Raw genomic sequence first — 24878 nt, 5'->3', positions numbered from 1 at the left:
CGAGCTCACCAGCGTGCCGATCGAGCGCGAAACCGATGTCACGATCTATTCGCGCGGCGCCAAGTTCTGCGCCGCGCACCGCCACACCGTGACCGAGAAATATGCCGGTGGCGGCACCTATGCCCCGGGCGGCATCTCGGTGAACTTCATCCCCGGCTACGTCCCCTGCGGCTGCCTCAACTGAGCGCCCGCCCCATCTTCAAGGAAATCATCATGAAACACGCAATTGCCGCCCTGCCGCTCCTCGCCCTGCTCGCCGCCTGCGGCAAGGCCGACGGCGAGCTTGATCCGGGCAACTGGAAGAACACCATGGCGATGACCAAGTTCGACATCCCCGGCGCGCCGCCCGAAATCGCCTCGCGCGCCAAGGCGATGCTTGGCCAGAGCCAGACCACCGAGGCCTGCATGAGCGAGGCCGAGGCGAAGGCGGGCGTGCGCACCATGTCGAGCAGCATGCAGCAGGGCCAATGCACGATGGAGGACTTCAAGCAGGGCGGCGGCACCATGTCGGGCACGCTGGTGTGCAAGGGCGCCGGCAGCTTCGGCGCGCCCAGGATGGCGATGACGGGCACCTACACGCCCCAGAAGGTCACCATGGTGATGGCGGGCGAGATGAGCGACGACAAGCTGCCGGGCGGCAAGGCCAATATGGAAATGACCCTGACGAGCGAGCGGGTCGGCGATTGCGCCAAGTGAGCGGGCAAGGCTAAGCTGGCGGCGATGAACAGCACCGTTCTTGCCGCCATTCTCGCGCTGGCGCTTGTCGTTCCGGCCGAGGCCAAGGCGCCCGCCGCCCGGCCTGTGATGGTCGGCGGGGAGCCCGAACTCGATGCCTGCCCGAGCGTGGGCGCGATCATCCCCTTGCGCAAAGGGGGTGACGGCTTCGTCGCGGTGCGCGCCGCGCCCTCGGTGAAGGCGCGGATGCTCGACAAGCTGAAGTCGGGGCGCGAACTGCTCTTGTGCGAGGACAGCGCCGACGGGCAGTGGGTGGGGGTGGTCTATCCCGAACCCTGGGGCGGGCCGATCGTCACCGATTGCCGGGTGTCGAGCCCGGTCGCGGGCAAGCGCCAGGCCTATGACGGGCCGTGCCGGTCAGGCTGGGTCGCGCGCCGCTTCGTGACGGTGGTCGCCGGATAGCGGCATCACGGGCGCTCGATCTCGCTCATCTGCGGGTGGCGCACGAACAGCGCGGTGGCGGCCAGCACGATTCCGCCGGCGGCGAGCAGGCCTGCGCCGGGGCCTGCGGTGAGCGCCAGCGCGGCGCCCCCTGCGGCACCGGCGAGGAACATCGCCAGCGCGCCCGGCCGCACCGGCAGGCTCGCACAGAACCCGGGAACCCCGAGCCGGCGCACCACCGCGATGCGGAAGCCCGCCGCACCCGCCGTCAGCGCGATCACGCCGAGGATCGCGCGGCCCGGCAGCGCGCCCGCGCGCTCAAGCCATAGCGCCAGCAGTCCGGCGAGGATCAGCAGCGCGCTCTCGATCACCGCAGCGCGCACCAGCCAGTGACCGGGGCGCGCGCCGCTGGACCCGGTCCGTCCCGCCAGCGCCGCGCCTGCCATGAAGGCGGCGAGGGCAGCAAGGCAGGGCAGCAGCGCGAACCCCGGCGTGCCCACCACCGCGAGCGCGGCGAAGGCGAGATTGCCGGTCACGTTGGCGGCGAACACCCGCTCCATCCCGACGAGGCTCGCCGCATCCACCATCCCGGTCGTTGCGGTGAGCGCCAGCAGCAGCCGCACCAGCGGGGCCGGCGTGCGCAGCGACAGGGATGCGGGGGCCGGGGTCATTGGCGGGTCATCGGCAGGCCGGAAGGCGCAGCGCGATGCCCGCTCAGCCGCGGATGAAGGCGAGGATATCGGGGTTGATCACCTCGGGATGGGTCGAGGCCATGCCATGCGGCAGGTCGGGATAGGTCTTCAGCGTACCCTGTTTCAGCAGCTTGACCGCAAGCCGTGCCGAATGGTCGATCGGGACGATCTGGTCGTCTTCGCCGTGCATGACCAGCACCGGCACGGTGATCGCTTTCAGATCCTCGGTGAAATCGGTCTCGGAAAAGGCCTTGATGCAATCGTAGTGCGCTTTGGTGCCGCCCATCATGCCCTGCCGCCACCAGTTGTCGATCAACCCCTGGCTGACCTTCGCACCCGGGCGGTTGAAGCTGTAGAAGGGCCCCTCGGGGATATCGCGGAAGAACTGCGCGCGGTTGGCGACATGCGCGGCGCGGAAACCGTCGAACACTTCCATCGGCAGTCCGCCCGGGTAGGCAGGGGTGTCGAGCATGATCGGCGGCACCGCGCCGATGATCACCGCCTTGCTGACCCGCCCGGGCTTGGCGCGCGCGACATAGCGCGTCACCTCGCCACCGCCGGTCGAATGGCCGACATGCACCGCGCCCTTGAGGTCGAGATGATCGGTCAGCGCGGCGACATCGGCGGCGTAGGTGTCCATCTCGTTGCCGGTGTCCGTCTGGCTCGAGCGGCCGTGCCCGCGCCGGTCGTGGGCGACCACCCGGAAGCCTTCCATCAGGAAGAACATCATCTGGTTGTCCCAATCGTCGGCAGTGAGCGGCCAGCCGTGGTGGAAGACGATCGGCTGCGCGTCCTTGGGGCCCCAGTCCTTGTAGAAGATCTGCGTGCCGTCGGTGGTGGTGATCGTTCCCATGCTGCGTTCTCCTGAAACCGGTGTGCCGGGCGCGGCGGCGATGGACAGCGGCATGGCGGCGAGCGCGCCCGTGACGGCGCTGGCGGCGATGAATTGGCGGCGGTCCATGTCCGTTCCCTTCCTGCTGCCTGAGAGAATGGCGCAAGGGTGCCGCGAGGGATACACCCGAACGGGGGAGCAGGCCGATCCGCTTTCGGGTGTCCCGAAACCCGCACAATCATGGTATCGCCCGTCAGAACCTCCACCGGGTCGCGCCGAAGGGGAGCGCCAAACCGCATGTCTGCCACCGCGCCTGATGCCCCGCCGATCCGGGTGCTGATCGTCGACGACCACCCGATCCTGCGCGAGGGCGTGGCGGCGATCATCGCGTTGCAGAGCGACATGGCGATTGTCGGCGAGGCCGCGGGCGGGCGCGAGGCGATCGCGCAATATGCGGCGCTGCGCCCCGATGTAGTGCTGATGGACCTGCAGATGCCCGATCTGAACGGGGTCGAGGCGATCGCGGCGATCCGCGCGGATCATCCCGATGCACGGGTGATCGTGCTCACCACCTATGCGGGCGATGCCAAGGCGCTCGCCGCGATGCGTGCTGGCGCGGCGGGGTTCCTGCTCAAGAGCAGCCTCAGGCGCGAATTGCTCGGCGCGGTCCGCGCGGTGCACAAGGGCCAGCGGCACCTCCACGCCGAGGTCGCACAGGACATCGCGCTCCATGCCATCCACGAGCCACTCAGCCCCCGCGAGATCGAGGTGTTGCAGCTGATCGCGGGCGGCCACCCCAACAAGCAGATCGCCTGGCGGCTGGGGGTGGGCGAGGAGACCGTGAAGTCGAACATCAAGTCGATCTTCGCCAAGCTCCAGGTGGCCGACCGCACCCATGCGGTGACCACCGCGGCACGGCGGGGCATCATTGAGCTCTAGAATGCGGATGCTGGCAGGGGCGCTGCTGCTGGCGCTGCTCGCGCCGCTGACCGGTGCCGCACCCTTGCGTCCCGGCAATGCCGCGCTCATGCCGCTCGAGGGCTACAAGCTCCACCACTGGTCATTGGAGGAAGGCTCGCCCGGGCGGATCAACGCCATCACCCAGACGCGCGACGGCTTCCTGTGGGTCGGCGGGGTCGACGGATTGTTCCGCTTCGACGGCCTCACCTTCGAGCGCATCGGCCCTGCCCCCACCGATCCCGGGCGGATCGTCGTCGCTCGGCTGCTCGCCGCGCGCGACGGGACGCTGTGGATCGGCCTCGCGCGCCGCAAGGGCATGCTGGTGTGGCGCGGCGGCAGGCTCGGCCCGGCGGGCATGCCCAATCCCTCGCGCGAGGTGAACGATCTTGCGGAAGGGCCCGATGGCGCGATCTGGGTGACGCGCGGCGGGCGGGCTACCCGGTCGCTGGCGCGCTGGCACAAGGGCCGCTGGACCGAGTTCGACACGTCGTCCGGCCTCCCCGAAAGGCCGCTCTGGCACCCGCTCTTCGCCAGCGACGGGACGCTGTGGCTGACCGGCGAGGAGGCGGTCTTCCGCAAGGCGCCGGGCAGCGACCGCTTCACCGCGACCGGCATCGCCACGCTCCCGCGCGCGACACTCGCGGAAGGCCCCGACGGGACGATCTGGCTGACCGAGAAGGAACAGACCCGCGCCATCGCCCGTGCCGGGAAAGGCGGGGGCGCGCTGATCGCCAGCGGCCCGGCCTTCCCCACCCCTTTCGGCATCCGCAGCCTGTTCGACCGCCACGGCGACCTGTGGATCGCGACCTGGAGCGACGGGGTGTTCCGCTTCGCCGATCCCGCCTCGCCGCGGCGCAGCGAGGCGCATCTCACCCGCGCCAACGGCCTTCTCGCCGATCCGGTGCGCGCGGTGTTCGAGGACCGCGAGGGGAACGTGTGGATCGGCGGCGAGATGGGCCTCAACATGGTGCGCCGCGTGCCCGTGCGCCCGGCGCGCGGCGTGCCGGGCGATCCGGCGACCAACCACATGCTCGCCGCCGACGGTGCGGGCACGGTCTATATCGCCAACGACCAGACCGTCTTTACGGTCGCAGCCGGCGCCGATCCGCGGGCCGCCTATGCCTCGCCGCTGCTGATCGAGGCGATCTGCCCGCAACGCTCGGGCGCGGGCATCTGGATCGTGCTGCGCGGGCGCGCGTTGCGCTGGCAGGGCGGCAGGATCGCCGCCTCCTACCCCCTGCCGGGCAGCTTCGCCGCCAATTCCTGCGGCGAGGATGCGGCGGGCCGGTTATGGCTCCCGGCGCTCCAGAAGGGGCTGTTCGTGCTCGAAGACGGCAGCGCGCGCGCCTGGCCGGGGGTCGAGGGCAAGGCGCACATCCCCGGCAACATCGCGATTATGGCCGATGGCCGCGCGGCGGTGCATTTCCGCGGGGAGGCCCCGAAGCCCGATGCCGCCTTCGCCGCGCTGACCGACAGCGCGGTCGCCAGCGACGGGGTCGAGGGCCTGCTGCCGGGCGCGCGCACTCTCTACACCAGCGGCGCCGCCGGGCTCGCTGCGCCGCTGGTGCCGGGCAGCCCCGCGCTTCCCTCGAGCCGCTACCCCTGGGCCAGCTCGATCAACGGCCTCGTCCAGACCCCGGCGGGCGAGACCTGGACGATCGGCGATCTCGGCGTGGTGCGCCTCAGGACCGCCGATCTGACCCGCGCGCTGGCAAGCCCCGGCGCGCCCGTCCCCTATCGCCTGTTCGACTTCAACGACGGGCTGACCAGCTTCGTGCAGAAATCCGCAGGGATCCAGATCGTCGCCGGAGGGGACGGGCGCATCTGGTTCGCGACCCGCGACACGGTGCAGATGATCGACCCGGCCACCCTCGCCCCCGACACCCGCCCGCCCGACCAGATGATCCGCGCGATCGCCTTCCGCCAGCAGAGCTTGCCCGCCGCACGCGGCGTGCGCCTGCCCGCCAATATCGCCGCCTTCGCCATCGAATACACCGCCACCAACCTTGCCGTGCCGGGCCGGGTGCGCTTCCGCTACCGGCTGGGCGGGGCGGGGGCGGACGGGGGCGAATGGATCGACGCCGGCGCGCGGCGCAGCGCCAGCTTCACCGGGCTGGGGCCGGGGGACTACCGCTTCGAACTCCTCGCCGCCAATGCCGACGGGGTGTGGAGCCCGCGCCCGGCCGTGCTCGAATTCACCATCGCCCGCGCCTTCTGGCAGACCTGGTGGTTCCGCGCCGCCGCGCTGGTCGGCGTACTGGGCGGGCTCTACCTTGCCTATACGATCCGGGTGCGGCAGCTGGCGAGCCGGATGCGGATGCGGATGCTGGTCCGCACCAACGAGCGGGAGCGGATCGCGCGGGAACTCCACGACACGATGATCCAGGGCGTGCAGGGCCTGATCCTGCGCTTTCAGGCGGTGGCCGACCGGCTGGGGGATGACCCGGAGGTGCAGGCCATCGTCCAGCCCGCACTCGAGCGCGCCGAAGAGGTGCTGGTCGAAGGGCGCGAGCGGGTCACTGAACTGCGCAGCCCCCGGCACCGCGATTTTCCCGAGGAGCTGGCGCGGCTCGCCGGCAATCCGATCTTCCCGCAGGCGCGCATCGCCCCGCTGGCGATCACCGGCACCCCGCGCGCCATTGCGCCGGGCCTGATCGACGATCTGCTCGCGGTGCTGGGCGAGGCGCTCGGCAATGCCGCGGCGCATTCGCGCGCGAACCGCATCGAGATTGCCTTGCGCTTCGGGCGCTGGAGCTTTGTCGCCCAGGTGCGCGACAACGGCATCGGCATGGCCGAAGGCGTCATCGCCGAGGGCGCCGCGCCGGGCCATTTCGGGCTCGTCGGGATGAAGGAGCGGATCGAAGCGCTGGGCGGCCGATTCGTGGTCGAAAGCGCGCACGGCTTCGGCACCGTGATCGAACTCGCCATCCCGGCGCGCATCGCCTATGCTCGCGCCCCGACCGGCCAGCGCCCGCCGCGTGCGGGCATGACCTGATGCTGACACTGCCCTGCCACACCCGCAAGCCCTTGCGATGAACCGAGTATCCCGCCCTACTCTTTGTTAAGGGATGGAGGGCCAAGGCACGAGCGTGACGGATTCCTTGCGCCTCGATGCCATTCGCAGCCTCGGCCTCGACGCGGTGCCTGACCGCGACCTGTTCTCCCGCATCACCCTGCTGGCGAGCACCATGCTCGGCTGCCCGATCGCGCTGCTTTCGGTGGTCGAGCAGGAACGCCAATGGTTCCTCGGCCGCACCGGGACCGACCTTGCCGAAACGCCGATCGAGGATTCGTTCTGCGCGGTCTGTATCCAGAGCGAGCAGCCGATGCTGATCGCCGATGCGCGCGTCGATCCGCGCCTTGCTGACAACGCGCTGGTGACCGGCGCCCCTTTCATCCGCTCCTATCTCGGCGTGCCGATCCGGTCGGACGGGGGGCTCCTGCTGGGCGCGCTGTGCTGCATCGCGCCCGAGCCCGAGGCCTTCCGCCCCGAACAGATCGCACCGCTGGCGATGCTCGCCGAGCTGGCCGAACAGTCGATCACTCTCCACGCCCGCACCCGCGCCTTGAGCACCGCCAATGCCGCGCTGCGCCAGCAGAGCCGGATCTTCCGCCAGGCCGAACGCGCCGCCAATGTCGGCAGCTGGCGGGTCGACATCCCGGGCTGGCAGCTCAGCTGGTCGGACCAGGTCTATGCGATCAACGGCATGCCCCCCGGCCGCATGCCGAGCGTGGCCGAGTCGCTCGGCCTCTACGAGCCCGCGGATCAGGACATGGTCCGCAAGGGGCTCGAGGCGGCGGTGGCCGACGGCGCGCCCTTCAGCTTCGAGACCACCATCCACCGCCCCGATGGCGAACCGCGCCGCATCCGCGTGGTGGGCGAGCGCGTCGACGACGACGGTGAGCCCGAATGCGTCGCGGGCATCATCCTCGATTGCACCGAGGAACATCTGCGCAATGTCGCATTGAAGCGCGCGGCCGAGCGCGACCGGCTGACCGGGCTCTACAACCGCGCCAGTTTCGACCGGCGGCTGGCCGAGGCAATGCAGCGCGCCGGCGAACAGCCGGTCACCATCGCGCTGCTCGATCTCGACGGGTTCAAGGACGTCAACGACACCTTGGGGCACCTTGTGGGCGACCGCGTGCTGGAAACCATCGCCGGTCAGTTGCAGCTGCGCACCGCCACCGGCGTGTTCCTCGCCCGCTGGGGTGGCGATGAATTCGCGCTGCTGTTCCCGGCCCGCATGACGCTGGCCGATGTGACGGCCTTCCTCGATGAGCTGATCGCCGAACTGGGCGACATGCCGCCGCTGGGGAACACGATGCTCCGGATCGGCGCGACCTGCGGCGTGGCGCGGATGGACACGGCCGCCGGCAGCGAGGAGATCATGCGCCGCGCCGATCTCGCGCTCTACCGCGGCAAGGAGCAGGGGCGCGGCGCGGTGGTGTGCTGGGACGAGCAGATCGAGGCGCGCCAGTGCGAACGCCAGCACGCCATCACCCGGCTCGGCTGCGCGCTCAACAGCGGGCGCGCGATCGCCGCCTACCAGCCGATCGTCGAGCTCGCCACAGGCCGCGTCGTCGCGGTCGAGGCGCTGCTGCGGCTGCGGGACGAGGATGGCACCATCATTGCCGCGAGCGAGATCTTCTCGGCCCTGCTCGATCCCGAACTCTCGCGCCGGGTGAGCCGGGTGATGCTCGATCAGGTTGTCGCCGATGGGCCGGCGATCCTCGCGCTGTTCGGGGCCGAGACCCGCATTGCGATCAATCTGTCGGACGCGGACCTGAGGCGCGGCGACTTCGTGAAGCACCTGATCGACGTGATCGACGACAGCCTGCTGCGCCCGCACAATATCGCGATCGAGGTGACCGAGACGATGCTGCTCGATGCCGGCGGGCAGCTGCGCCAGTCGCTGGCGATGCTCGACGAATGCGGCTTCACGATCTGCCTCGACGATTTCGGGACCGGGTTCTCCTCACTGACCCACCTGCGCGACTTCCCGATCAACAAGGTCAAGATCGACCGCGATTTCATCGCTGCCATCGGCCAGGACCACCAGGCGCGGCTGATCATCCAGGCGATCGTGCAGATGGGCCACTCGCTGGGCCTGCAAGTCGTGGTCGAGGGGGTGGAAACCGAGGAGCAGGAGACCTTCCTGCGCGCCATCGGCTGCCGCCATGTGCAGGGCTACCGCTATGGCCGCCCGATGCTGCTCGACGCCGTGCAGGCGCGCTTCGGTGCCCGCGGCCACGCCAGACGCCTGCGCGCCTAGGCTACTTCAGCAGCGCCTCACGGGCTGGCTCGCCGCTGCGGAAGATGAAGGTCTCAGGCGCGGTGCCGCCGCCGATGTTCACCCGGTTCTCCTGCCACGCCCAGACGTCGGTGAGGATCTGCGAATTGAACCGCAGCAGCGCCTTGCCGCCAGCGGGCGCAGGCGCTTCCTGATAAACCCACAGGCTCCCGCCGATGATCTCACTGCCGACATAGGCGGGCGTCACCGCGGCGCCATCGACCTCGAACAGGAAGCGGCGCGTGACATAGGCGGCGAAGGCCTCGCGGCTCTGCGCACTTCCGATGATGTCGGGGCTCCTGATCCCCTGCGCGGTGAGCGCGTGTTCGGCATCGTGAACCGGCACCTGATGCGCGATCTCGACCATCCCCGTTCGCGGGTTCAGCGAGACGGTGCTGATCGCAATCTTCTGCTGGTGCGCGACCGCGCTGCCCGCGCCCGCCAGCGGGGCGAGCGCCAGCGCGATGAGCAGCAACAGGCGGCGCAGCAGGCTCACTTCTTCTTGCCGTCCGGCACCGCGTTCGCCGATTCGCCCATCAGGTCGCGGCCAGTGCGCGACTTGGGCGCCTCGTCCTTGAAGGTCTCGATCCGGCTCGGGATGATGCGGCGCGGGTAGTGGTTGTTCTCGATGTCGGCGTCGCCCGTCTCCCAGTCGGGATCGACCACCACCTGCACCAGCTCCTTGCCCTTGGGATAGACCAGCAGCTTCGCCACTTCGCGCGCATTGCGGCGCCAGATTTCGGCGGGGATCGAGAGCTTCTCGGTCGACCCGTCCTTGAAGGTCAGGCCGAGGATCACCGGCATCACCAGCCCGCCCTTGTTGGTTAAGTTGAGGACGTAGTAATTCGCATCCTCCTTCACCGCCCGATCGAAGGCGGTCCGCTCCCACGGGGCGAGGCTGTCGAGGAATTCGGTGTAGGACTTGCGGTCCTTGGGGGTGACGGTGAATTCGTCATTCTGGTCGTAGAAGTCGGTGACGCCCGGGTTCTCGAGCACCCAGATCGGCAGGCGCTGCTGTTCGTTCAAGCCGATGCCTACCGCCTCGGGCTCGTCCTCGCGCTCGGCGCGGCGGCGGCCGAGGTCGATGTCGGGATCCTTGGTGTCGACCTTCAACCGGTAGATCGAATCCAGGCTGATATCGACGTGGTCGGTGGTGTAGAACCACCCGCGCCAGAACCAGTCGAGATCCGTGCCGCTCGCCTCTTCCATGGTGCGGAAGAAGTCCGCAGGGGTCGGGCGCTTGAACTTCCAGCGGCGCGCATATTCCTTGAGCGCAAAGTCAAACCGCTCGCGCCCAATGATCGTGTCGCGCAGCAGGTGGAACGCGGCCGAGGGCTTGCCATAGGCATTGGCGCCAAGGTCGGTGACCGAATCCGAGTGGGTCATGATCGGCTGCTGGCTCGAGGATACCATGTAGGGGATCATGTCGCGCGGCAGGCTGCGGGTCCACGGCATGTCCGGGTCCCATTCATAGCCCGCGACCGAATCGAGGAAGGAATTGATCCCCTCGTCCATCCACGTCCATTGCCGCTCGTCCGAATTGACCGTCATCGGGAAGTAGATGTGGCCGATCTCGTGGATCACCACGCCGACGAGGCCGACCTTGGTGGCGAGCGAATAGGTGCGGGTACCGTCCTTGTTGAGGATGGTGCGAGGGCCGTTGAAGGTGATCATCGGATATTCCATCCCGCCCACCGGCCCGTTGACGGACTGCGCGGTGGGATAGGGATAGTCGAAGCTGAAGCGCGAATAGACCTTCATGGTGTGGACCACCGCGGCGGTCGAGTACTTGCGCCACAACTCGCCGCCCTCCTTGGGCCAGAAGCTCATCGCCATGACGGTCTCGTGCTCGGCGCCGGGCTGCTTGTGGCCCTGCGCGTCCCACATGAACTTGCGGCTGCTGGCCCAGGCGAAATCGCGCACATTGGTGGCGGTGAAGGCCCAGGTCTTGGTGCCGGTCGGCCCCTTGGCCTCGGCCGCTGCGGCCTCTTGCGGGGTGACGATGAAGACCGGCGCGCTCGCATCCTTCGCCGTCTCCAGCCGCTGGCGCTGGGCGGCGGTCAGCACCGCGTCGGGGTTCTGGAGCACGCCGGTCGAAGCGACGATGTGATCATTGGGCACGGTCATCTCGACCGCGTAATCGCCGAATTCGAGCGTGAACTCGCCGCGCCCGAGGAACTCCTTGTTGTGCCAGCCCTCATAGTCCGAATAGGCGACCATGCGCGGGAACCACTGGGCGAGGAGGAAGATGTCGTTGCCCCCTTTGCGCGGATCATCGGGGAAATGCTCGTAGCCCGAGCGCGCGACCACCGCGTCTTCCTCGACGATGTTGAACGCCCACTCCATGGCAAATTCGACCGTCTCGCCGGGCGCAAGCGGCGCGGGCAGGTCGACCCGCATCAGCGTGCCCACAATGGTGTGCGGCAGGGCCACGCCATTCAGCGTCACCGATGTGATGTCATAGCCGTAGCGGTTGTCGGCCATCGCCTGCTGGCGGCGCAGCTCGTCGAAGGAGAGCTTTGTCGGTTCATTGCCGGAGCCCAGCGTGACCTTCGGCCCGCGCCGCCCGGCGCCGCCGAACACGTCGGTCAGCTCGGCCATCGAATCCCGCTTGAAGATGTTCTGGTCGAGCTGCATCCACAGCCACGGCAGGGCGTCGGGCGAGTTGTTGGTGTAGCGCACCGTGCCCTTCGCCGTCAGCCGCCGCTTGGGCTCGTCGAGCGTCGCGGTGATCTTGTAGTCGACCTTCTGCTGCCAGTATTCGTGCCCCGGCGCGCCGCTCGCGTTGCGGTAGGTGTTGGGATCGGGCAGCACTTCATCGAGCTGGCGGAACTTGTCCTGATAATCGCCCTTGGTCTGCTGCACGCTCTGAGCGGCGGCGGGGGCGGCGAGAAACAGGGCGGCAATCAGCAGAACGAAACGCAAGGCAGGCTCTCCGGCGCGAATGGCAAGCGGCGGAGAAAGCGCAAATCGCGCGGCCGTGCAAGCGGCTATGGCGCACAATGCGGCGAAGCGCGGCGCGGCATGGCATTGCGGACACTTGTGATCTATCGGTTGCGGCGATGACCGAGCCCGCTCCAGACGCCGACTTCCACGCCCTGCACGAAGCCGCCTGCGCCCGCGGCGAGAGCACCTATCGCGATCCGGCGACGGGCTACACCGTGTTCACCCGGGTGGCCCACCTCGCGCGCGGCAAGTGCTGTGGCTCGGCCTGCCGCCATTGCCCTTACGATCACGAAGCCGTACCCAGCCGCCGCTGATTCACCGGAGAACGAGCCAAATGAAGACCCGCGCCGCCGTTGCCTTTGCCGCCAAGCAGCCGCTCGAAATCGTCGAGCTCGATCTCCAAGGCCCCAAGGCCGGCGAAGTGCTGGTTGAGATCATGGCGACCGGCATCTGCCACACCGATGCCTATACACTGGACGGGTTCGATAGCGAGGGCATCTTCCCCAGCGTGCTCGGCCATGAAGGCGCCGGGATCGTGCGCGAGGTCGGCGCGGGCGTGACCAGCGTGAAGCCGGGCGATCACGTCATCCCGCTTTACACCCCGGAATGCCGCCAGTGTAAGTCGTGCCTTTCAGGCAAAACCAACCTGTGCACCGCGATCCGCGCCACCCAGGGCAAGGGCCTGATGCCCGATGGCACCACGCGCTTCAGCTACAAGGGCCAACCGATCTTCCACTACATGGGCTGCTCGACCTTCTCGAACTTCACCGTCCTGCCCGAAATCGCGGTCGCCAGAATCCGCGAGGACGCGCCGTTCCAGAGCGCCTGCTACATCGGCTGCGGCGTCACCACAGGGGTGGGCGCGGTGACCAACACCGCCAAGGTGCAGGTCGGCGACAATGTCGTGGTCTTTGGCCTCGGCGGGATCGGCCTCAACGTCATCCAGGGCGCGCGGCTGGCGGGTGCCAACCTGATCATCGGGGTCGACATCAATCCGCTGCGCGAGGAATGGGGCAAGCGGTTCGGGATGACCCACTTCCTCAATTCGAAAGGCATGAGCCGCGAGGAGGTGGTCGCCAAGGTGGTCGAGATGACCGATGGCGGCGCGGATTACACCTTCGATGCCACCGGCAACACCGAAGTGATGCGCACCGCGCTCGAAGCCTGCCACCGCGGCTGGGGCACCAGCATCATCATCGGGGTCGCCGAGGCCGGCAAGGAAATCGCCACCCGCCCGTTCCAGCTGGTCACGGGCCGCAACTGGCGCGGCACCGCCTTCGGCGGAGCCAAGGGCCGCACCGACGTTCCCAAGATCGTCGACATGTACATGACCGGCAAGATCGAGATCGACCCGATGATCACCCACGTCATGGGCCTCGAGGAAATCAACACCGCCTTCGACCTGATGCACGAAGGCAAGTCGATCCGCTCTGTGGTGGTGTTCTGAGCGGGCTGCCGCACACCGCCTTCAAATATTTGAATATTTGATATTTTCCCGATCCTGACGGGCAAAGGGCGCGCGCGTGGTTAACCCGCTGGTTACACGCGCGCGCTAAGGCCGGGTCTTGGCACCGCTCAAGGCAGGTGAGGAATGTACGAAAGCAGGATTGCAGCCGGCCACCTGACGGTCGCGGCAAGGGCGGGCGCTGCGCCCGCGCTTGACGTGCTGGGGCTGCGCAATCTCGGCGGGCACGGCTTTCTGCGGGCGCGCTGGTATGGCGAGGGAAACCCCGATGCCCTGCGCACGCTGGTGGTCGAGAGCGCGGGCGGCACGCCGCTAGCCGCCATCCCCACCGCCCCGTTCGGGCCCGCCATTGCGGGCTTTCGCAAGGTGCCGGGCAGCTACTGGCCGCTGCGCTCCCCCCTGATCGCGCCCGAATGCAGCACCGCCGACCTCGCGCAGGCGCTCGCCCACCCTTCTGCCGCCGCCAGCCTCGGCCCCGTGTGGCGCGTCGGCCCGGCCCGCGCCGATGACCCCGCAATCCTGCGCCTCGTCGAGGCCGCCCGCCGTGCGCGCTGGCGCGTCCTCGTGCGCCCGGCGGGGACGAGCTGGGTGATCGACCTTGACGCCGCGCGCAGGCAGGGCGGCTGGCCGCGCGGATCAACCGCCGCGCGCCTCGCCCGGATCGAGCGCCGCCTCGCCGCCCACGGCCCGGTCGCCTGGCGTCATGTGCGCGGGGCCGGGTGGAGCGACGCGGTGCTGGAAGAGCTCGCCGCGGTCGAGGCCGCCAGCTGGATCGCCGCCGAGACCGACGGCAGCGGCGCCAAGTTCCTCGATCCCCGTCGCCGCGCCGCATGGCGCGCGGTGCTCGCCGATCCGGTGCTTGCCGAGATGCTCTGCGCGACGATGCTCACCGTCGCCGGACGCGCGGTCGCCTTCAGCTTCGATCTCGATGACGGGCAGGTGCGCTACGGAATCGCCGGCAGTTTCCGCAGCGATTTCGCGAAGGCCGAGGTCGGCAAGCTCGCCAACCACCGCGCGGTCAGCGACGCCTTTGACGCCGGGGCGACCACGGTCGATCTCGGCGCGGGCGACAGCGGCTACAAGCGCGCGATGGGCGCTAGCGCAGGCTATGATCTCGTCGACCTGCTGTTCGTCAGGCACCGTACCGCCGCGCGCCTCATCGCGCCGCTGTGGGGTGAGGCGCTCGCCCATGACGCGCGCCCAGCGCGAAGCCTCGCCCATGGCTGAGCCGCCCACCACCTCGTCGCTCGCCGCGCAGGTGCGCACCGCGGTGATCTGGCGCTCGGGGAGCCAGATCGGGACGCAGATCGTGTCCTGGGCCTCGACCCTGATCGTCATCCGCCTGCTCGCCCCGCAGGACTATGGCCTGTTCGCCATGGCGCAGGTGATGCTGGTGCTGCTCAACACCATGAACGGCTACGGCCTCGCATCCGCGCTGATCCGCGAGGAGGAGGTGACCGAGGAACGCCTGCGCCAGACATTGGGGATGCTGTTGCTCTTGAACGGCGGCCTTGCGCTGGTGCAGTTCCTCGCCGCGCCGCTGGTCGCGCTGTGGTTCGACCAGCCAATGGTCGCCAACCTCTTGCGGGTGCAGGCGCTGCTCTACCTCGCGATCCCCTTCTGCGCGTTGTCCCACGCGATCCTCTCGCGCCGGATGGACTTCCGCCGCCCGGCGCAGGTGCGGCTCGTCGCCGCGATTGCAGGCGCAGGGACCGCGCTCACCGGAGCCTTGTCGGGCTGGGGCGTATGGACGCTGGTCGCCGCACCGCTGATGATGATCCTGACCGAGGCGATCGGCATGACCCGCGCCGCCGGCACGCCGCTGCGCCCCTCGTTCCGCTTCGCGGGCGCCGGGCACATCGCGGGCTTCGGCGGGGTGATGACCGCGACCCAGCTGTTCTGGTTCGTCCAGAGCCAGGCCGACGTGATGATCGCCGGGCGGGTGCTCGATGCCCACAGCCTTGGCGTCTACACCACCGGGCTGTTCCTCGCCCAGTTGCTCGCCGCCAAGTTCGTGCCGCCGATCAACGAGGTCGCCTATGCCGCCTATTCGCGCCAGCCGGAGCTGGGGGCGACGGCGCTGCTGGCGACGATCCGCCTCGTCATGATGGTCGCGCTGCCCGCCTATGCGGGCCTTGCCGTGGTCGCCCCGGTGCTGGTGCCGGTGCTGCTGGGCGAGCAATGGCTCGAGATCGTCCCGCTGCTCCCGATCCTGGCCGCGGCGATGGCGATGATGACGCTGCAGATCCTGTTCGCCCCCGCCACCAACGCGCGCGGCGTGCCGATGGCGGCGCTCAGGATCACGATGATCGGCAGCGTGGTGATGCCGGTCGCCTATTTCATCGGCTCGCACTGGGGGGTGACGGGGTTCGCCTGGGGCTGGGTCGGCGGGATGGCGGTGCTGACCGCGATGACAGTGACGCTCTCGGGCCGGATCATCGGCCTGCAGCCGGGCGGCCTGCTGCGCGCCGTGCTCCCGCCGCTGGCTGCGGCGCTCGCGATGGCGGGCGGGGTGTGGCTGATGATGCGCGGCTTGCCGCCTGTCCCCGACCTGGTCGCGCTGGCCATCGCCGTCGCGATCGGCGTGGCGCTCTATCTCGGCGCGCTCAACATCATCGCCCCCGACCGCGTGGTCGAAGCGCTGAACTTCGCCCGCAACCCCCGCCAGAGCGAACCGGAACCCGCGCCGGCGGAGTGAGCGCGCCGGGGTTCGGGGGCTCTGCCCTCTCAAAAGCGCCTGATTGACTCGGGGGCAGTGATGCGGTTGGGCGCAAGGCATGACCACGCCGCGCCCCGCTCCGCAGACACGCTTTTACCCCACCGGCGGCATCGAGCTTGCCGTCCACGAGTGGGCCTCAGAGGGAAGCGGCGCGCCGCTGGTCTTCGCCCATGCGACGGGCTTTCACGGCCGGGTGTGGGACGCGATTGCCGAGCGGTTTCCCGCCCATCCGGTCTTCGCCATCGACTTGCGCGGCCACGGCCTGTCGCGCGCAGGGCCGATCGGCGACTGGCGCGTTCTGGCGCGTGATGTTGCTGATTTTCTGCAACAATCCGGCATCACCGGTGCCATCGGCATCGGCCATTCAATGGGCGCGCACACCCTGCTGCAGGTCGCTCCCGATAACCCGGGCCGCTTTGCCAAGCTGGTATTGTTCGACCCCGTGATCCTCGCGCCCGAGTTCTACGCACCGAGCGAGGCGCTCTACACCGAGGACAACCCCCACCCCGCGATCCGCCGCAAGCGCGACTTCGCTTCTCCCGAGGCAATGATCGAACGCTTCCGCGCGCGCGATCCCTATGACCTGTTCGCGCCCCGGGTGTTCGAGGATTACTGCCGCCACGGCCTCGTCGCGGCCGCGACCGGAGAGGGCATGGAACTGGCCTGCGCGCCGGAGGTGGAGGCGAGCGTCTATGCCTCGAGCCGCAGCAATCCGGGCATTCTGGGCGCAGCGACACGGGTGGACATCCCGGTGCTGGTGGTGCGCGCGCAGCATACCACGCTGAACGATTTCAAGAGCTCGCCGACCTGGCCGGAACTGGCCGAGCGGATGCCGCAGGGCACCGATCTCTACCGGCCGGACATGACCCACTTCCACCCGTTTCAGGATCCCGCCGATGCGGCGCGGATCATTGCGGAGTTTATCGGGGAAGAATGATGTTCCGCAAATGTTTCACGTGAAACATTGGCGTCTGCCTAGCCCGCAGCCTCAAGCACATCGCTGATATCCTTGCGGATTTCTGCAATCGCCTGCGCGTCCGCCTGTAGGATTTGCGCCCCCACCTGCCCTGCCAGCCCGCCATAGAAGGCCTTGAGGCTCGCCCCCAGCGGGTGCTCCGGCGCGACCGATTTGGCCAGCCACAGCAGGATCGTCTGCGCGCGCACCAGTGGCTCACGACCCGGCGACGACCCGCGTTCGATCGCGACAAGCGCCTGCCCGAGCGCGACCATGGCCTCTTCCAGACAGATGCGGGTGAGGTCAGCGCTGCCCGACGCCTCGATCCGCGCATCGAGCGCGACGCGGCGATAGGCGGCGGCGGGGTTGCGGGAAAGCATCTGCATTGCGAGAGCCCCTTAGTTATCCCTGTTCGACCAGATATCGACCTGCTGCTGCAGGAAACTCAGCGTCGATTGCGAGGCCGCGACCCGGCGCTCGGAGGCGGTGAATTCGCGGGTCAGGCGTTCGCGCAGTGCCTCCTGCTGCTCGGCGATCCGGGCGAGGCGCTCCTCGTTCGCCGCCTGCTGCGTCTCGTAGCGCTTCAACGACCCGCCGAGCGAGGAGGGATCGGTGGTGAGGCTGTTCTCGCGCGCAAAGCGGTCGAAGGTCGCGAACACACCGGTCGCGCCTGTGGTGAACATCGCCGCGACCGCATCGGGGCTGGTCTCGAGGCTGCGATTGAGCCGCGCGCTGTCGAGCCGGAAGGTGCCGTCACGGTTCAGCGACAGGCCGAGATCGGCGAGCGTGCTCGGCTCTCCGGTGGCCGCGCCCGGCATCACCACTTGGCCGGCGAGCCGCCCGAGATCGCGGCGCAGTTCGCGCGCGCCCGGATCATTGCCGAGCTCGCCCCCGACCGGCGCGGCGAGCTGGTTGATCTGGCCGACGATATCATTGAGCGCGGCCACGAAGTCTTCCATGATCGAGGTGTAGGCGCTGCTGTCGGTGGTGAAGCTCAGGGTGGTGGGCGCACCGGTGTTGGTGGCGGTGAGGTTCAGGCCGAAGCCGCCGGGCAGGCCGGTGACGCGGTTGGTGGGGCTGGTCATCGCCACGCTGTCGAGCGTGAAGGCGGCATCGCGCGCGGTGGCTTTCAGCTCGCCATTGTTGCTGGCCGGCGTCCAGCCGAAATATTCGAGATCGCCCGCCACCGCCCCGCCCCCTGCGCCGGTCGCTTCGAGCTGAAAGCCGCTGGCCGCCCCCTCCTGGCCCTTCATCACCAGCTGCGCGCCGTTGGTGCCGGTGGCGACATAGGCGCTCACCGCCCCGCCGCTCGCCGCATTGATCTTGGTGGCGAGCGTGGCGAGCGTGTCGGTGGCGGTGACGGTGATGTCGATCGCGGAGCGGCTCGCATCGGGATCGAAGCTGGAGCCATCGACCGTGCCCATGCGCAGGGTCAGCGTGCCCTCGCCGACCAGCGCATCGCGGCTGGCGAGCGAGCGGCTGACCAGCGTCTGCGCGCTCGCCAGCTGGGTGACTTCAAGGCTGAAAGAGCCGCGCGGCGATGTCCCGGCGGGCACGATCGGCGCGGCGACGGCGGCGTTGGCGATCTGGCCGCGCGGGGCGAGGTCGCCGGTGCGGATCCGCTCGCCAAGCGCGCTCGAGAGGTCGGTGATCGCGCTCCTCAGCTGCGCGGCGGCGGAAACCTGCGCGGTCAGCGCCTCGGCCCTCGCGGTGATCTGCCCGCGCTGGGCGGCGAAACTGGCTGCGGAAATGTCCGTGGCAAGCCGGATGAAGTCGACGCCGCTACCGGCACCGAGCGCAGAGATGATCGAGGAGCCTGGGTTTTCCATGTCGATCAGGACGGGCGAATGGTGGGAAGTTTAAGGACGATTTCGATCCTCAACGGAACGGGGAGGATCACGTCTCGGCCCTCCCGTCACCATCGAAGCGCAAGCCTTCGGGCACCTCCACCACCGGGCGGCGCGGGCGTGCCCCGCGCTTCAGCGCCATCACGAAAGCGACCAGCGCGGCGAGCGCGACATAGAGCTCCTCGCGCACCATCTGATTGGGCCGGGTGGTGAAATAGACCGCGCGGGCGAGGGTGGGATATTCGAGCACCGGCAGGCCCTGCTCGGCCGCAATCTCGCGCATGGCGAGCGCGGTCTCGCCCCGGCCTTTCGCCAGCAGCAGCGGGGCAGGCGCGCGCTTGGGGTCATAGGTGAGCGCGACCGCGAAGTGCAGCGGGTTGACGATGACGAACTGCGCCTCCTTCATCGCCTTGGCGACGCCCCCGCGCGCCAGATCGCGCTGGCGCTGGCGGCGGGCCGACTTCATCTCGGGCGAGCCTTCGGACTGCTTGTTCTCGTCGCGCACTTCCTGAAGGCTCATCTTCAGCCGCTTGTCGCGCTGGAAGCGTTGCAGCGGGTAGTCGATGGCAGCGATCACCACGAGGCCGATCAGCAGCGCGCCTGCCAGCGAGGTGATCGCATCGAGTGCCGCTGCCACCTGCGCCTCCAGCGGCAGCGCGCCCAGTGCCAGCAGCTCGCCCATGCGGCCGTTCGCCCACACCCAGGCGATGCCGCCGAGCAGCCCCAGCTTGGCGAGGCCCTTGCCCAGCTCGATCAACCCTTGCGTGCCGAAGATGCGCTTGAGGCCCGAGAGCGGATTAATCCGCCGCCCCTTGAACCCGGCATTGCCCGCGATCCAGCGCCCGTCCTGCCCTAGCAGCAATTGCGAGGCGGTGGTGACGGTCGCGACGATCGCCCCCAGCACCATGACCGGCGGCAAGGCGGCGAGCGCGGCGTCGCCCATGATCGCAGCCGGCGTGAAGCCGTCCAAGGCGGCGCGGTCGAAGCGGAAGCCCGCGCGCGCCACGCCTGCCAGCCCCTCGGTGAGCCATGATCCGAGCGCGTAGAGGCCGAGCACCCCCGTTCCGGTTGCTGCCAGCGTCGCCAGCTCGCGCGAGCGCAGGACGTCACCGTTCTTGGCGGCATCCTCGCGGCGCTTCTGGGTGGGGGCGAAGGTCTTCTCGCCGGCGGTTTCCTCGGCCATTTACGGGGCTTCCGGGCGGATCAAGGCTTGCGATTGTTCGAGCACGGCTTCGATGGCGCCGCGCATCTGCGCGGTCATCACCGGCAGCGCGATGATCATCGCCGCAATCCCCGCGATCACCCCGGCGGGCAGGCCCAGCGCATAGAGGTTGAGCGAGGGCGCGGAGCGGGCGATCAACCCGGTCACGATCTGCACCAGCAGCAGCACCAGCACCACCGGCAGCGCTATGGCGGCGGCGGTGGCAAGGCCATAGCCCATGAACATGACCACGCTCTCGGCCCGCCACGCGCCGAAGGCGAATTGTCCTGCGGGGAGCAGACGGTAGCTTTCGACCAGGAGCTCGAACCACAGCAGATGCGCGCCGGTGGCGTAGAACTGCAGGCTCATCACGAGGCCGAAGAAGGTGCCCAGCGCCCCCGATTGCGCGCCGCTGGCCGGGTCGATCGAGGTGGCGATGGCAAGGCCCATGGTGCCCGCGATCTGCTCGGCGGCGACCAGCGGAATGGCAAAGGCGATCTGGAGCACGAAGCCGAGCATCAGCCCGACCGCGATCTCCTGCACCACGGCGAGCACCGCGGCGATGCTCAGCATCGGCGGGGGTGCGGGCAGCGGCACCCAGCTCGCGACGAAATAGCCGAGCACAAGCGACATGAGGATGCGCAGCTGCACCGGCACCGCCGTCCCCCCGATCATCGGCGAGGCCATCAGCGCCGCCCCGCTGCGGATCGAGAGCAGGACGATCACCCACAGCTGCGCCTCGAGGCTGCCGAAGCCGAGGTCGAGGGTGTTCATCGGGAGAGATTGGCGACCTGCGCCATGATCTCAGCCGTGAAATCGGCGAGCAGCCCCATCATCGCCGCGCCGAGCACGACGAAAACCAGCGCGGTGATCGCGAGCTTGGGGATGAAGGAGAGGGTCTGCTCGTTGACCGAGGTCGCCGCCTGGATGATGCCGACGACAAGGCCGACGACCAGCGTGGCGACCAGCACCGGCCCGGCGATCAGCGCGGTGACCCACAGGGTCTGGTCGGCAAGCGCGAGGAGCTGGGCGTCTTCGTTCATGTCGCAAAGCTCAGCGCAAGGCTGCCCATCAGCAGCGCCCAGCCATCGACCAGCACGAACAATAAGAGCTTGAAGGGCAGCGAGATGATGGTGGGGGAGAGCATCATCATGCCGAGGCTCATCAGCACGCTGGCGACGACGAGGTCGATGACGAGGAAGGGCAGGAAGATCATGAAGCCAATCTGGAAGGCGGTCTCCAATTCGCTGGTCACGAAGGCGGGGAGCAGGATCGAGAAGGGCACATCCGCGCCGCTCCTGAAGGTGCCGCCGCCGGCCATGTCGGTGAACATGATGAGGTTCGCCTCGCGGGTCTGGGCCATCATGAAGGCGTGGAAGGCCTCGCCCGCCTTGCCGATCGCGGCGTCGGCGGAGAGGGCTCCGGTGGCATAGGGGGCAATCGCCTGCGCGTTCACCACGTCGAGCGTGGGGGCCATGACGAACAGCGAGAGAAACAGCGCCAATCCGGCCAGCACCTGCCCCGGCGGCGATCCCTGCAAGCCCAAGGCCTGCCGCAGGATCGAGAGCACCACGAGGATGCGCAGGAAGCTCGTCATCATCAGCACCAGCGCGGGCAGGATGGTGAGGAGGCCCATCACCACCAGCAGCTGGAGCGACATGCTCAGCGGGCTGTCATCGCCCGCGCCCTGATCTCCCAGCGCCCGCTCGACCGCCGCGCCCACTCCGGCGGTCACCGGATCGGGAGTGCCGGGCGCGGCAGCATGGGCAAGGTCGGGCACCGCCCACAACATGGTTAACGCGGCAAGGCACAAAAGCCCCGCCCGGATAATCGCGGCGGCGCGCATCACTCGCTCTCCGCCGGAACCGTGCTGGCGACGGGTGCCTCGCCCAGCCGCACAAGGCCCTGCCGGGTGCAGCCGAGCAGGATCTCGCGGTCGCGGAAGCGCACCACGGCGAGCTTCATGCCGGGCGCGATCAGGCTGGTCTCGATCAGCTGGAGCTGCCGTCCGCCGCTCGCAGCGCCGGGGGTCTGGCCGAGGCGGGTCTGGAGCCAGCGGGTCAGCCACAGGCTCCCCCAGATCAGCCCCGCCAGAACTGGCAGCAGCAGCGCGAGGCGCAGGAGATATTCCAGCATGGGTAGCGAACCCCGGCGGCTTACAGCGCGTCGTAGGACGCGGTCGCCGGATCGGCGGCGGCGGCAGGGGGCGCAACCTCGCCCGAGGGCGGCACGTCCTGCCCGTCCTCGCCCACCAGGCTGACGATCCGCAAGGCAAAGCGACCCTTCTCCGCCACCACCTCGCCGCGCGCGATGACGCGGCCGTTGGCGGTGACATCGAGCAGTTCGTCGGTCAGCCGCTCGAGCGTCACGGTGCTCCCCTCGCCCAGCATCAACACATCGCGCAAGGGCATCTCGGTGCGACCAAGCTCGACCGAGAGGCGCACGGCGACATCGCCGAAACGGGCGAAAGCGGCGGGTTGGTAAGCGGTCATGATGCGAGCCCTTCGGAAGATGCGGATTGCGGAATGCGGGTCAGGCGGATCGCCATGCGATCCTCGGCGGTGCCGACCGCGCCGTGGCCGACCAGCGTCTCGCCCGCCAGCAGCGGCACCTGCCGGCCCATGGCGAGCGGGATGGTGTCGCCCGGAGCAAGGCTCTGGAGCCGCGCCAGCGAGAGGTCGAATTCGGCGAGCACCACGTGGAGTGCCAGCGGCACATCGGCGAAGGGCGCAGCCAGCGGGCTCGCCGCCCCGCGCGCGCCGCGCGGACGCAGACGCCGGCCGCCGCCGGGCAGCAGCCGCGCCATCCGCTCGGCCGAGACGGCGAGCGCCGCGCGCCAGATGCAGCCCTGACGGTTGGCGATCTCGATCACGAAGAACAGCGTCTGGGCGTCGAGCGCGAAGGGCTTCAATCGCGCCGCGCTCTCGCTGCGCACGATCACCTCTCCGCGGGTCGGGGCCCCGGCGGGCGGCGGCATGTCGCCGAAACTTGCCGAAGTGATCGCGCCCGCGATGACGCAGGCGGCCTCCTCGACCAGCAGCGCGGCAGAGCGCGGCAGGGCCTCGGGGACATGGCCGCTGGCCCGCCCGTCGCCGCCGAAGCTGCGGTCGGTGAGCGCGATCGCGGTGGCGAAATCGAAGCTCAAAAGCGCGGTCTCGGCGCTCGCCCCGCAGCGGATCAGGCTGTTGGCCGCCAGAGGCCCGATGCGGCGCAGCGCGTCGGCCCCCGACAGGCGCTCGGGCTCGGTGATCTGCACATCGAGCCGGTCGCCCGAGAGCAGCCCCGACAGGTCGTCGGCCAGCAGCCGCGCCAGATCGCGCCGCCATGCGGCCATCAGCGCGGCGCTTTCCTCGGGGCGGGGGCCGCAGGTGGTGAGCTCGGCGCAATGCACCGCCGCTGCCCGCGCGGGCGCGAAATCATGGCCCATCCTCATTGGACGAGGAACCCCTTGAAGACCACCGCGTCGATCCCGCCGAAGCCTTCCTGTTCCTCCAGCACCTGGTTGACCGCCTTGGTCAGCCGCTGGCTGAGCTTCTTCTTGCCCTCGACATCATAGGCCTCGGCCTCGGTGGTCGCGGCAAGCTGGCTGAGGATCGCCGAGCGGATCGCGAGTTCATGGGTCTTGACCCATTGCAGCACGCGCCCGTCGCGGCGGGTCGAGACCGCCAGTTCGACCTGGATCAGCCCCGGCGAATCCGCGAGGTTGGAGGTGAAGGCCTCCTCGAAGGAGTAATAGGCGGTGCGATACTTGCTGCCGCCCTCGCCGTGGACGGTGTGGGCGCCTTCCTTGTCCTTGTCCTTGGCGGGCGGGGCGTAGGGGTCTTCCTCGTCCTTGAGCACCAGCTTGGGCTCGTCGACCTCGTGCTTGCCTCCGGCCTCGCCGAACAGCCCCATCGCATAGGCGCCGTAAGCGCCGCCCGCGCCGGTGCCGATCAGCAGCACCGCGCCCAGCGCGATCTTGATGATCCCGCCCTTGCCCGACTTGCCGCCGCCTTCCGCGCCCTCGGCCTTGTCCTTACCCTTCGCCATGCCCTGTCAGCTCCATGTCGTGTCCCGCTGGCCGCGATCAGGCGAACAGCCCGCCTGATCCCGAGGTGGAGGCCGCGGGCTCCTCCGCCCCGCCCTCGCCCCGTGCTGCAAGCGCGGCAGCGGTCGAGGGGCGGCGGTGATCCGGTGCAGCCTCGCCGTCTCGGGTTCCCGATTGGCCCAGGTATGGTTGAGGCGATCCTTGGCCCCCATTAGGGGATGATCCGTAGCGCTGGTCTGGTGTGCCGTTCTGGTGCGCGCCCGACTGGCCCGAGAAGTTTGCCGAGGCCTCGGCAGCAGCGGCGATGGCGCGGGTCTCGAGCGCGGCGTGGATCGCGGGGACGAAGCCGGGATCGCGGCTCGCCAGCACCGCGCGCCACTGGTCGGGCGCGGCAGGTTCGAGCCGCAGCGTGACCGCGCCGAACTCGGCATGGCTGAGCGTCATTGCGGGGCGCGCGTTGCGCAGCGCCTCGCGGATGTCGCCGACCTGGGCGATGGCGGATTCGATCTGGGCCGTGGCCGAGGCGGGGCTCGCGCTGCGCGGATCGGCGGGGTGATCGGGAAGCGGGGTGGCAGGAAGCGGAGACTGCGCCGGGGCGAGGTTTGCCGAGAGGGTGGCGGCAGACGGGGCGGGCGCGGCAGACGACGCGGCAGTGGCTGCGGGCGCGGCCTCCGATGTGTCGGGGAGGGTGGCTGGCACCGATGCGGACGCAAGGGCCGGCTCCGCGCCGAGCGAGGGCACGCGGACGGCATCCGCCGCGCCCGCTGCCGCGCCCAGTGCCGGGGTTTGGGCGAGGGAGGCAGCGGGGGTTGCAGCCGTCTCCGCCT

General features: G+C 69.3%; 25 protein-coding genes and 1 pseudogene. 11 read left to right on the top strand and 15 right to left on the bottom strand.

Annotated elements, in window-relative coordinates; genetic code table 11:
* The 3 genes from NBV68_RS05650 to NBV68_RS05640 all read left to right on the top strand — a co-directional run.
* On the top strand, window positions 1–184 hold a 184-nt coding region (locus NBV68_RS05650; RefSeq protein ID WP_296307921.1), incomplete at its 5' end, for a hypothetical protein.
* A gap of 29 nt (window positions 185–213) precedes the next feature.
* Window positions 214–696 (top strand): DUF3617 family protein, encoded by a 483-nt coding sequence (locus tag NBV68_RS05645; protein WP_296307920.1) that lies wholly within the window; start codon window positions 214–216, stop codon window positions 694–696.
* Window positions 697–720: 24 nt separating this feature from the next.
* A complete protein-coding gene (locus tag NBV68_RS05640) occupies window positions 721–1137 on the top strand; it encodes a hypothetical protein (RefSeq protein ID WP_296307919.1) in 417 nt (138 codons plus the stop codon).
* A 5-nt stretch (window positions 1138–1142) separates the two neighbouring features.
* On the opposite strand, the gene NBV68_RS05635 is transcribed toward NBV68_RS05640, so the two are convergent.
* Both NBV68_RS05635 and NBV68_RS05630 read right to left on the bottom strand, forming a co-directional pair.
* On the bottom strand, window positions 1143–1787 hold the full coding sequence (locus NBV68_RS05635; protein WP_296307918.1) for a DUF1275 family protein: 645 nt from the start codon (window positions 1785–1787) through the stop codon (window positions 1143–1145).
* Window positions 1788–1830: 43 nt separating this feature from the next.
* Window positions 1831–2661 carry an alpha/beta hydrolase gene (locus tag NBV68_RS05630; RefSeq protein ID WP_296307923.1) on the bottom strand — a complete coding sequence of 277 codons (831 nt, stop codon included), beginning with the start codon at window positions 2659–2661 and terminating at the stop codon, window positions 1831–1833.
* Window positions 2662–2937: 276 nt separating this feature from the next.
* Between NBV68_RS05630 and NBV68_RS05625 the strand changes: the two genes are divergently transcribed.
* From NBV68_RS05625 to NBV68_RS05615, 3 genes are all read left to right on the top strand, one after another.
* Window positions 2938–3579: a response regulator transcription factor gene (locus NBV68_RS05625; RefSeq protein ID WP_296307916.1), complete on the top strand. Its 642-nt coding sequence runs from the start codon at window positions 2938–2940 to the stop codon at window positions 3577–3579.
* Between the two features lies 1 nt (window position 3580).
* Window positions 3581–6595 (top strand): sensor histidine kinase, encoded by a 3015-nt coding sequence (locus NBV68_RS05620; RefSeq protein ID WP_296307914.1) that lies wholly within the window; start codon window positions 3581–3583, stop codon window positions 6593–6595.
* A gap of 94 nt (window positions 6596–6689) precedes the next feature.
* Complete coding sequence (locus NBV68_RS05615) at window positions 6690–8873, top strand: EAL domain-containing protein (RefSeq protein WP_296307913.1); 2184 nt, start codon at window positions 6690–6692, stop codon at window positions 8871–8873.
* Window position 8874: 1 nt separating this feature from the next.
* Here the strand turns inward: NBV68_RS05615 and NBV68_RS05610 are convergent, their stop codons facing one another.
* Window positions 8875–9387, bottom strand: coding sequence for a DUF6702 family protein (locus NBV68_RS05610; RefSeq protein ID WP_296307911.1), 513 nt, complete (start codon window positions 9385–9387; stop codon window positions 8875–8877).
* Window positions 9384–11816, bottom strand: a complete 2433-nt coding sequence (locus tag NBV68_RS05605; RefSeq protein WP_296307909.1) for a M1 family metallopeptidase — start codon at window positions 11814–11816, stop codon at window positions 9384–9386. Before NBV68_RS05605 ends, NBV68_RS05610 begins: the two co-directional genes overlap by 4 nt.
* A 137-nt stretch (window positions 11817–11953) precedes the next feature.
* Between NBV68_RS05605 and NBV68_RS05600 the strand changes: the two genes are divergently transcribed.
* The 5 genes from NBV68_RS05600 (at window position 11954) to NBV68_RS05580 (ending at window position 16958) form a co-directional block, all read left to right on the top strand.
* The gene (locus NBV68_RS05600; protein ID WP_296307908.1) at window positions 11954–12151 is read left to right on the top strand and encodes a DUF5522 domain-containing protein; all 198 of its coding nucleotides are present in this window, start codon (window positions 11954–11956) and stop codon (window positions 12149–12151) included.
* Window positions 12152–12171: 20 nt separating this feature from the next.
* On the top strand, window positions 12172–13284 hold the full coding sequence (locus NBV68_RS05595; RefSeq protein ID WP_296307906.1) for an S-(hydroxymethyl)glutathione dehydrogenase/class III alcohol dehydrogenase: 1113 nt from the start codon (window positions 12172–12174) through the stop codon (window positions 13282–13284).
* 144 nt (window positions 13285–13428) lie between these two features.
* Window positions 13429–14529 carry a GNAT family N-acetyltransferase gene (locus tag NBV68_RS05590; protein WP_296307905.1) on the top strand — a complete coding sequence of 367 codons (1101 nt, stop codon included), beginning with the start codon at window positions 13429–13431 and terminating at the stop codon, window positions 14527–14529.
* Window positions 14492–16000 (top strand): lipopolysaccharide biosynthesis protein, encoded by a 1509-nt coding sequence (locus NBV68_RS05585; protein WP_296307903.1) that lies wholly within the window; start codon window positions 14492–14494, stop codon window positions 15998–16000. The genes NBV68_RS05590 and NBV68_RS05585 overlap by 38 nt, the downstream gene beginning before the upstream one ends.
* A gap of 79 nt (window positions 16001–16079) precedes the next feature.
* The gene (locus NBV68_RS05580; protein ID WP_296307901.1) at window positions 16080–16958 is read left to right on the top strand and encodes an alpha/beta hydrolase; all 879 of its coding nucleotides are present in this window, start codon (window positions 16080–16082) and stop codon (window positions 16956–16958) included.
* A 38-nt stretch (window positions 16959–16996) separates the two neighbouring features.
* Here NBV68_RS05580 and NBV68_RS05575 read toward each other — a convergent pair whose 3' ends face one another.
* The 11 genes and pseudogenes from NBV68_RS05575 to NBV68_RS05525 all read right to left on the bottom strand — a co-directional run.
* Window positions 16997–17362, bottom strand: coding sequence for a flagellar protein FliS (locus NBV68_RS05575; protein ID WP_296307899.1), 366 nt, complete (start codon window positions 17360–17362; stop codon window positions 16997–16999).
* 12 nt (window positions 17363–17374) lie between these two features.
* Window positions 17375–18805, bottom strand: coding sequence for a flagellar filament capping protein FliD (fliD, locus tag NBV68_RS05570; protein WP_296307897.1), 1431 nt, complete (start codon window positions 18803–18805; stop codon window positions 17375–17377).
* Between the two features lie 67 nt (window positions 18806–18872).
* Window positions 18873–20006, bottom strand: coding sequence for a flagellar type III secretion system protein FlhB (locus NBV68_RS05565; RefSeq protein WP_296307895.1), 1134 nt, complete (start codon window positions 20004–20006; stop codon window positions 18873–18875).
* On the bottom strand, window positions 20007–20798 hold the full coding sequence (locus tag NBV68_RS05560) for a flagellar biosynthetic protein FliR (RefSeq protein ID WP_296307891.1): 792 nt from the start codon (window positions 20796–20798) through the stop codon (window positions 20007–20009). It abuts the gene before it with no gap.
* Window positions 20795–21067 carry a flagellar biosynthetic protein FliQ gene (locus NBV68_RS05555; protein WP_296307889.1) on the bottom strand — a complete coding sequence of 91 codons (273 nt, stop codon included), beginning with the start codon at window positions 21065–21067 and terminating at the stop codon, window positions 20795–20797. Before NBV68_RS05555 ends, NBV68_RS05560 begins: the two co-directional genes overlap by 4 nt.
* Window positions 21064–21870 (bottom strand): flagellar type III secretion system pore protein FliP, encoded by an 807-nt coding sequence (gene fliP / locus NBV68_RS05550; protein WP_296307887.1) that lies wholly within the window; start codon window positions 21868–21870, stop codon window positions 21064–21066. Before fliP ends, NBV68_RS05555 begins: the two co-directional genes overlap by 4 nt.
* Window positions 21870–22160: a flagellar biosynthetic protein FliO gene (locus tag NBV68_RS05545; RefSeq protein WP_296307885.1), complete on the bottom strand. Its 291-nt coding sequence runs from the start codon at window positions 22158–22160 to the stop codon at window positions 21870–21872. The genes fliP and NBV68_RS05545 overlap by 1 nt, the downstream gene beginning before the upstream one ends.
* 20 nt (window positions 22161–22180) lie before the next feature.
* Window positions 22181–22516 carry a FliM/FliN family flagellar motor switch protein gene (locus NBV68_RS05540; RefSeq protein ID WP_296307883.1) on the bottom strand — a complete coding sequence of 112 codons (336 nt, stop codon included), beginning with the start codon at window positions 22514–22516 and terminating at the stop codon, window positions 22181–22183.
* On the bottom strand, window positions 22513–23457 hold the full coding sequence (locus NBV68_RS05535) for a flagellar motor switch protein FliM (RefSeq protein ID WP_296307881.1): 945 nt from the start codon (window positions 23455–23457) through the stop codon (window positions 22513–22515). Before NBV68_RS05535 ends, NBV68_RS05540 begins: the two co-directional genes overlap by 4 nt.
* Entirely contained in the window at window positions 23454–24053 is a 600-nt protein-coding gene (locus NBV68_RS05530; RefSeq protein ID WP_296307879.1) for a flagellar basal body-associated FliL family protein, read from the bottom strand. Before NBV68_RS05530 ends, NBV68_RS05535 begins: the two co-directional genes overlap by 4 nt.
* A gap of 37 nt (window positions 24054–24090) precedes the next feature.
* Window positions 24091–24878, bottom strand: a pseudogene (locus NBV68_RS05525) (hypothetical protein); the annotation flags it as partial.

The organism is Erythrobacter sp. (assembly GCF_023653175.1).
Lineage (GTDB): Bacteria > Pseudomonadota > Alphaproteobacteria > Sphingomonadales > Sphingomonadaceae > Erythrobacter.
This window is presented reverse-complemented; position numbering and strand designations above follow the sequence as displayed.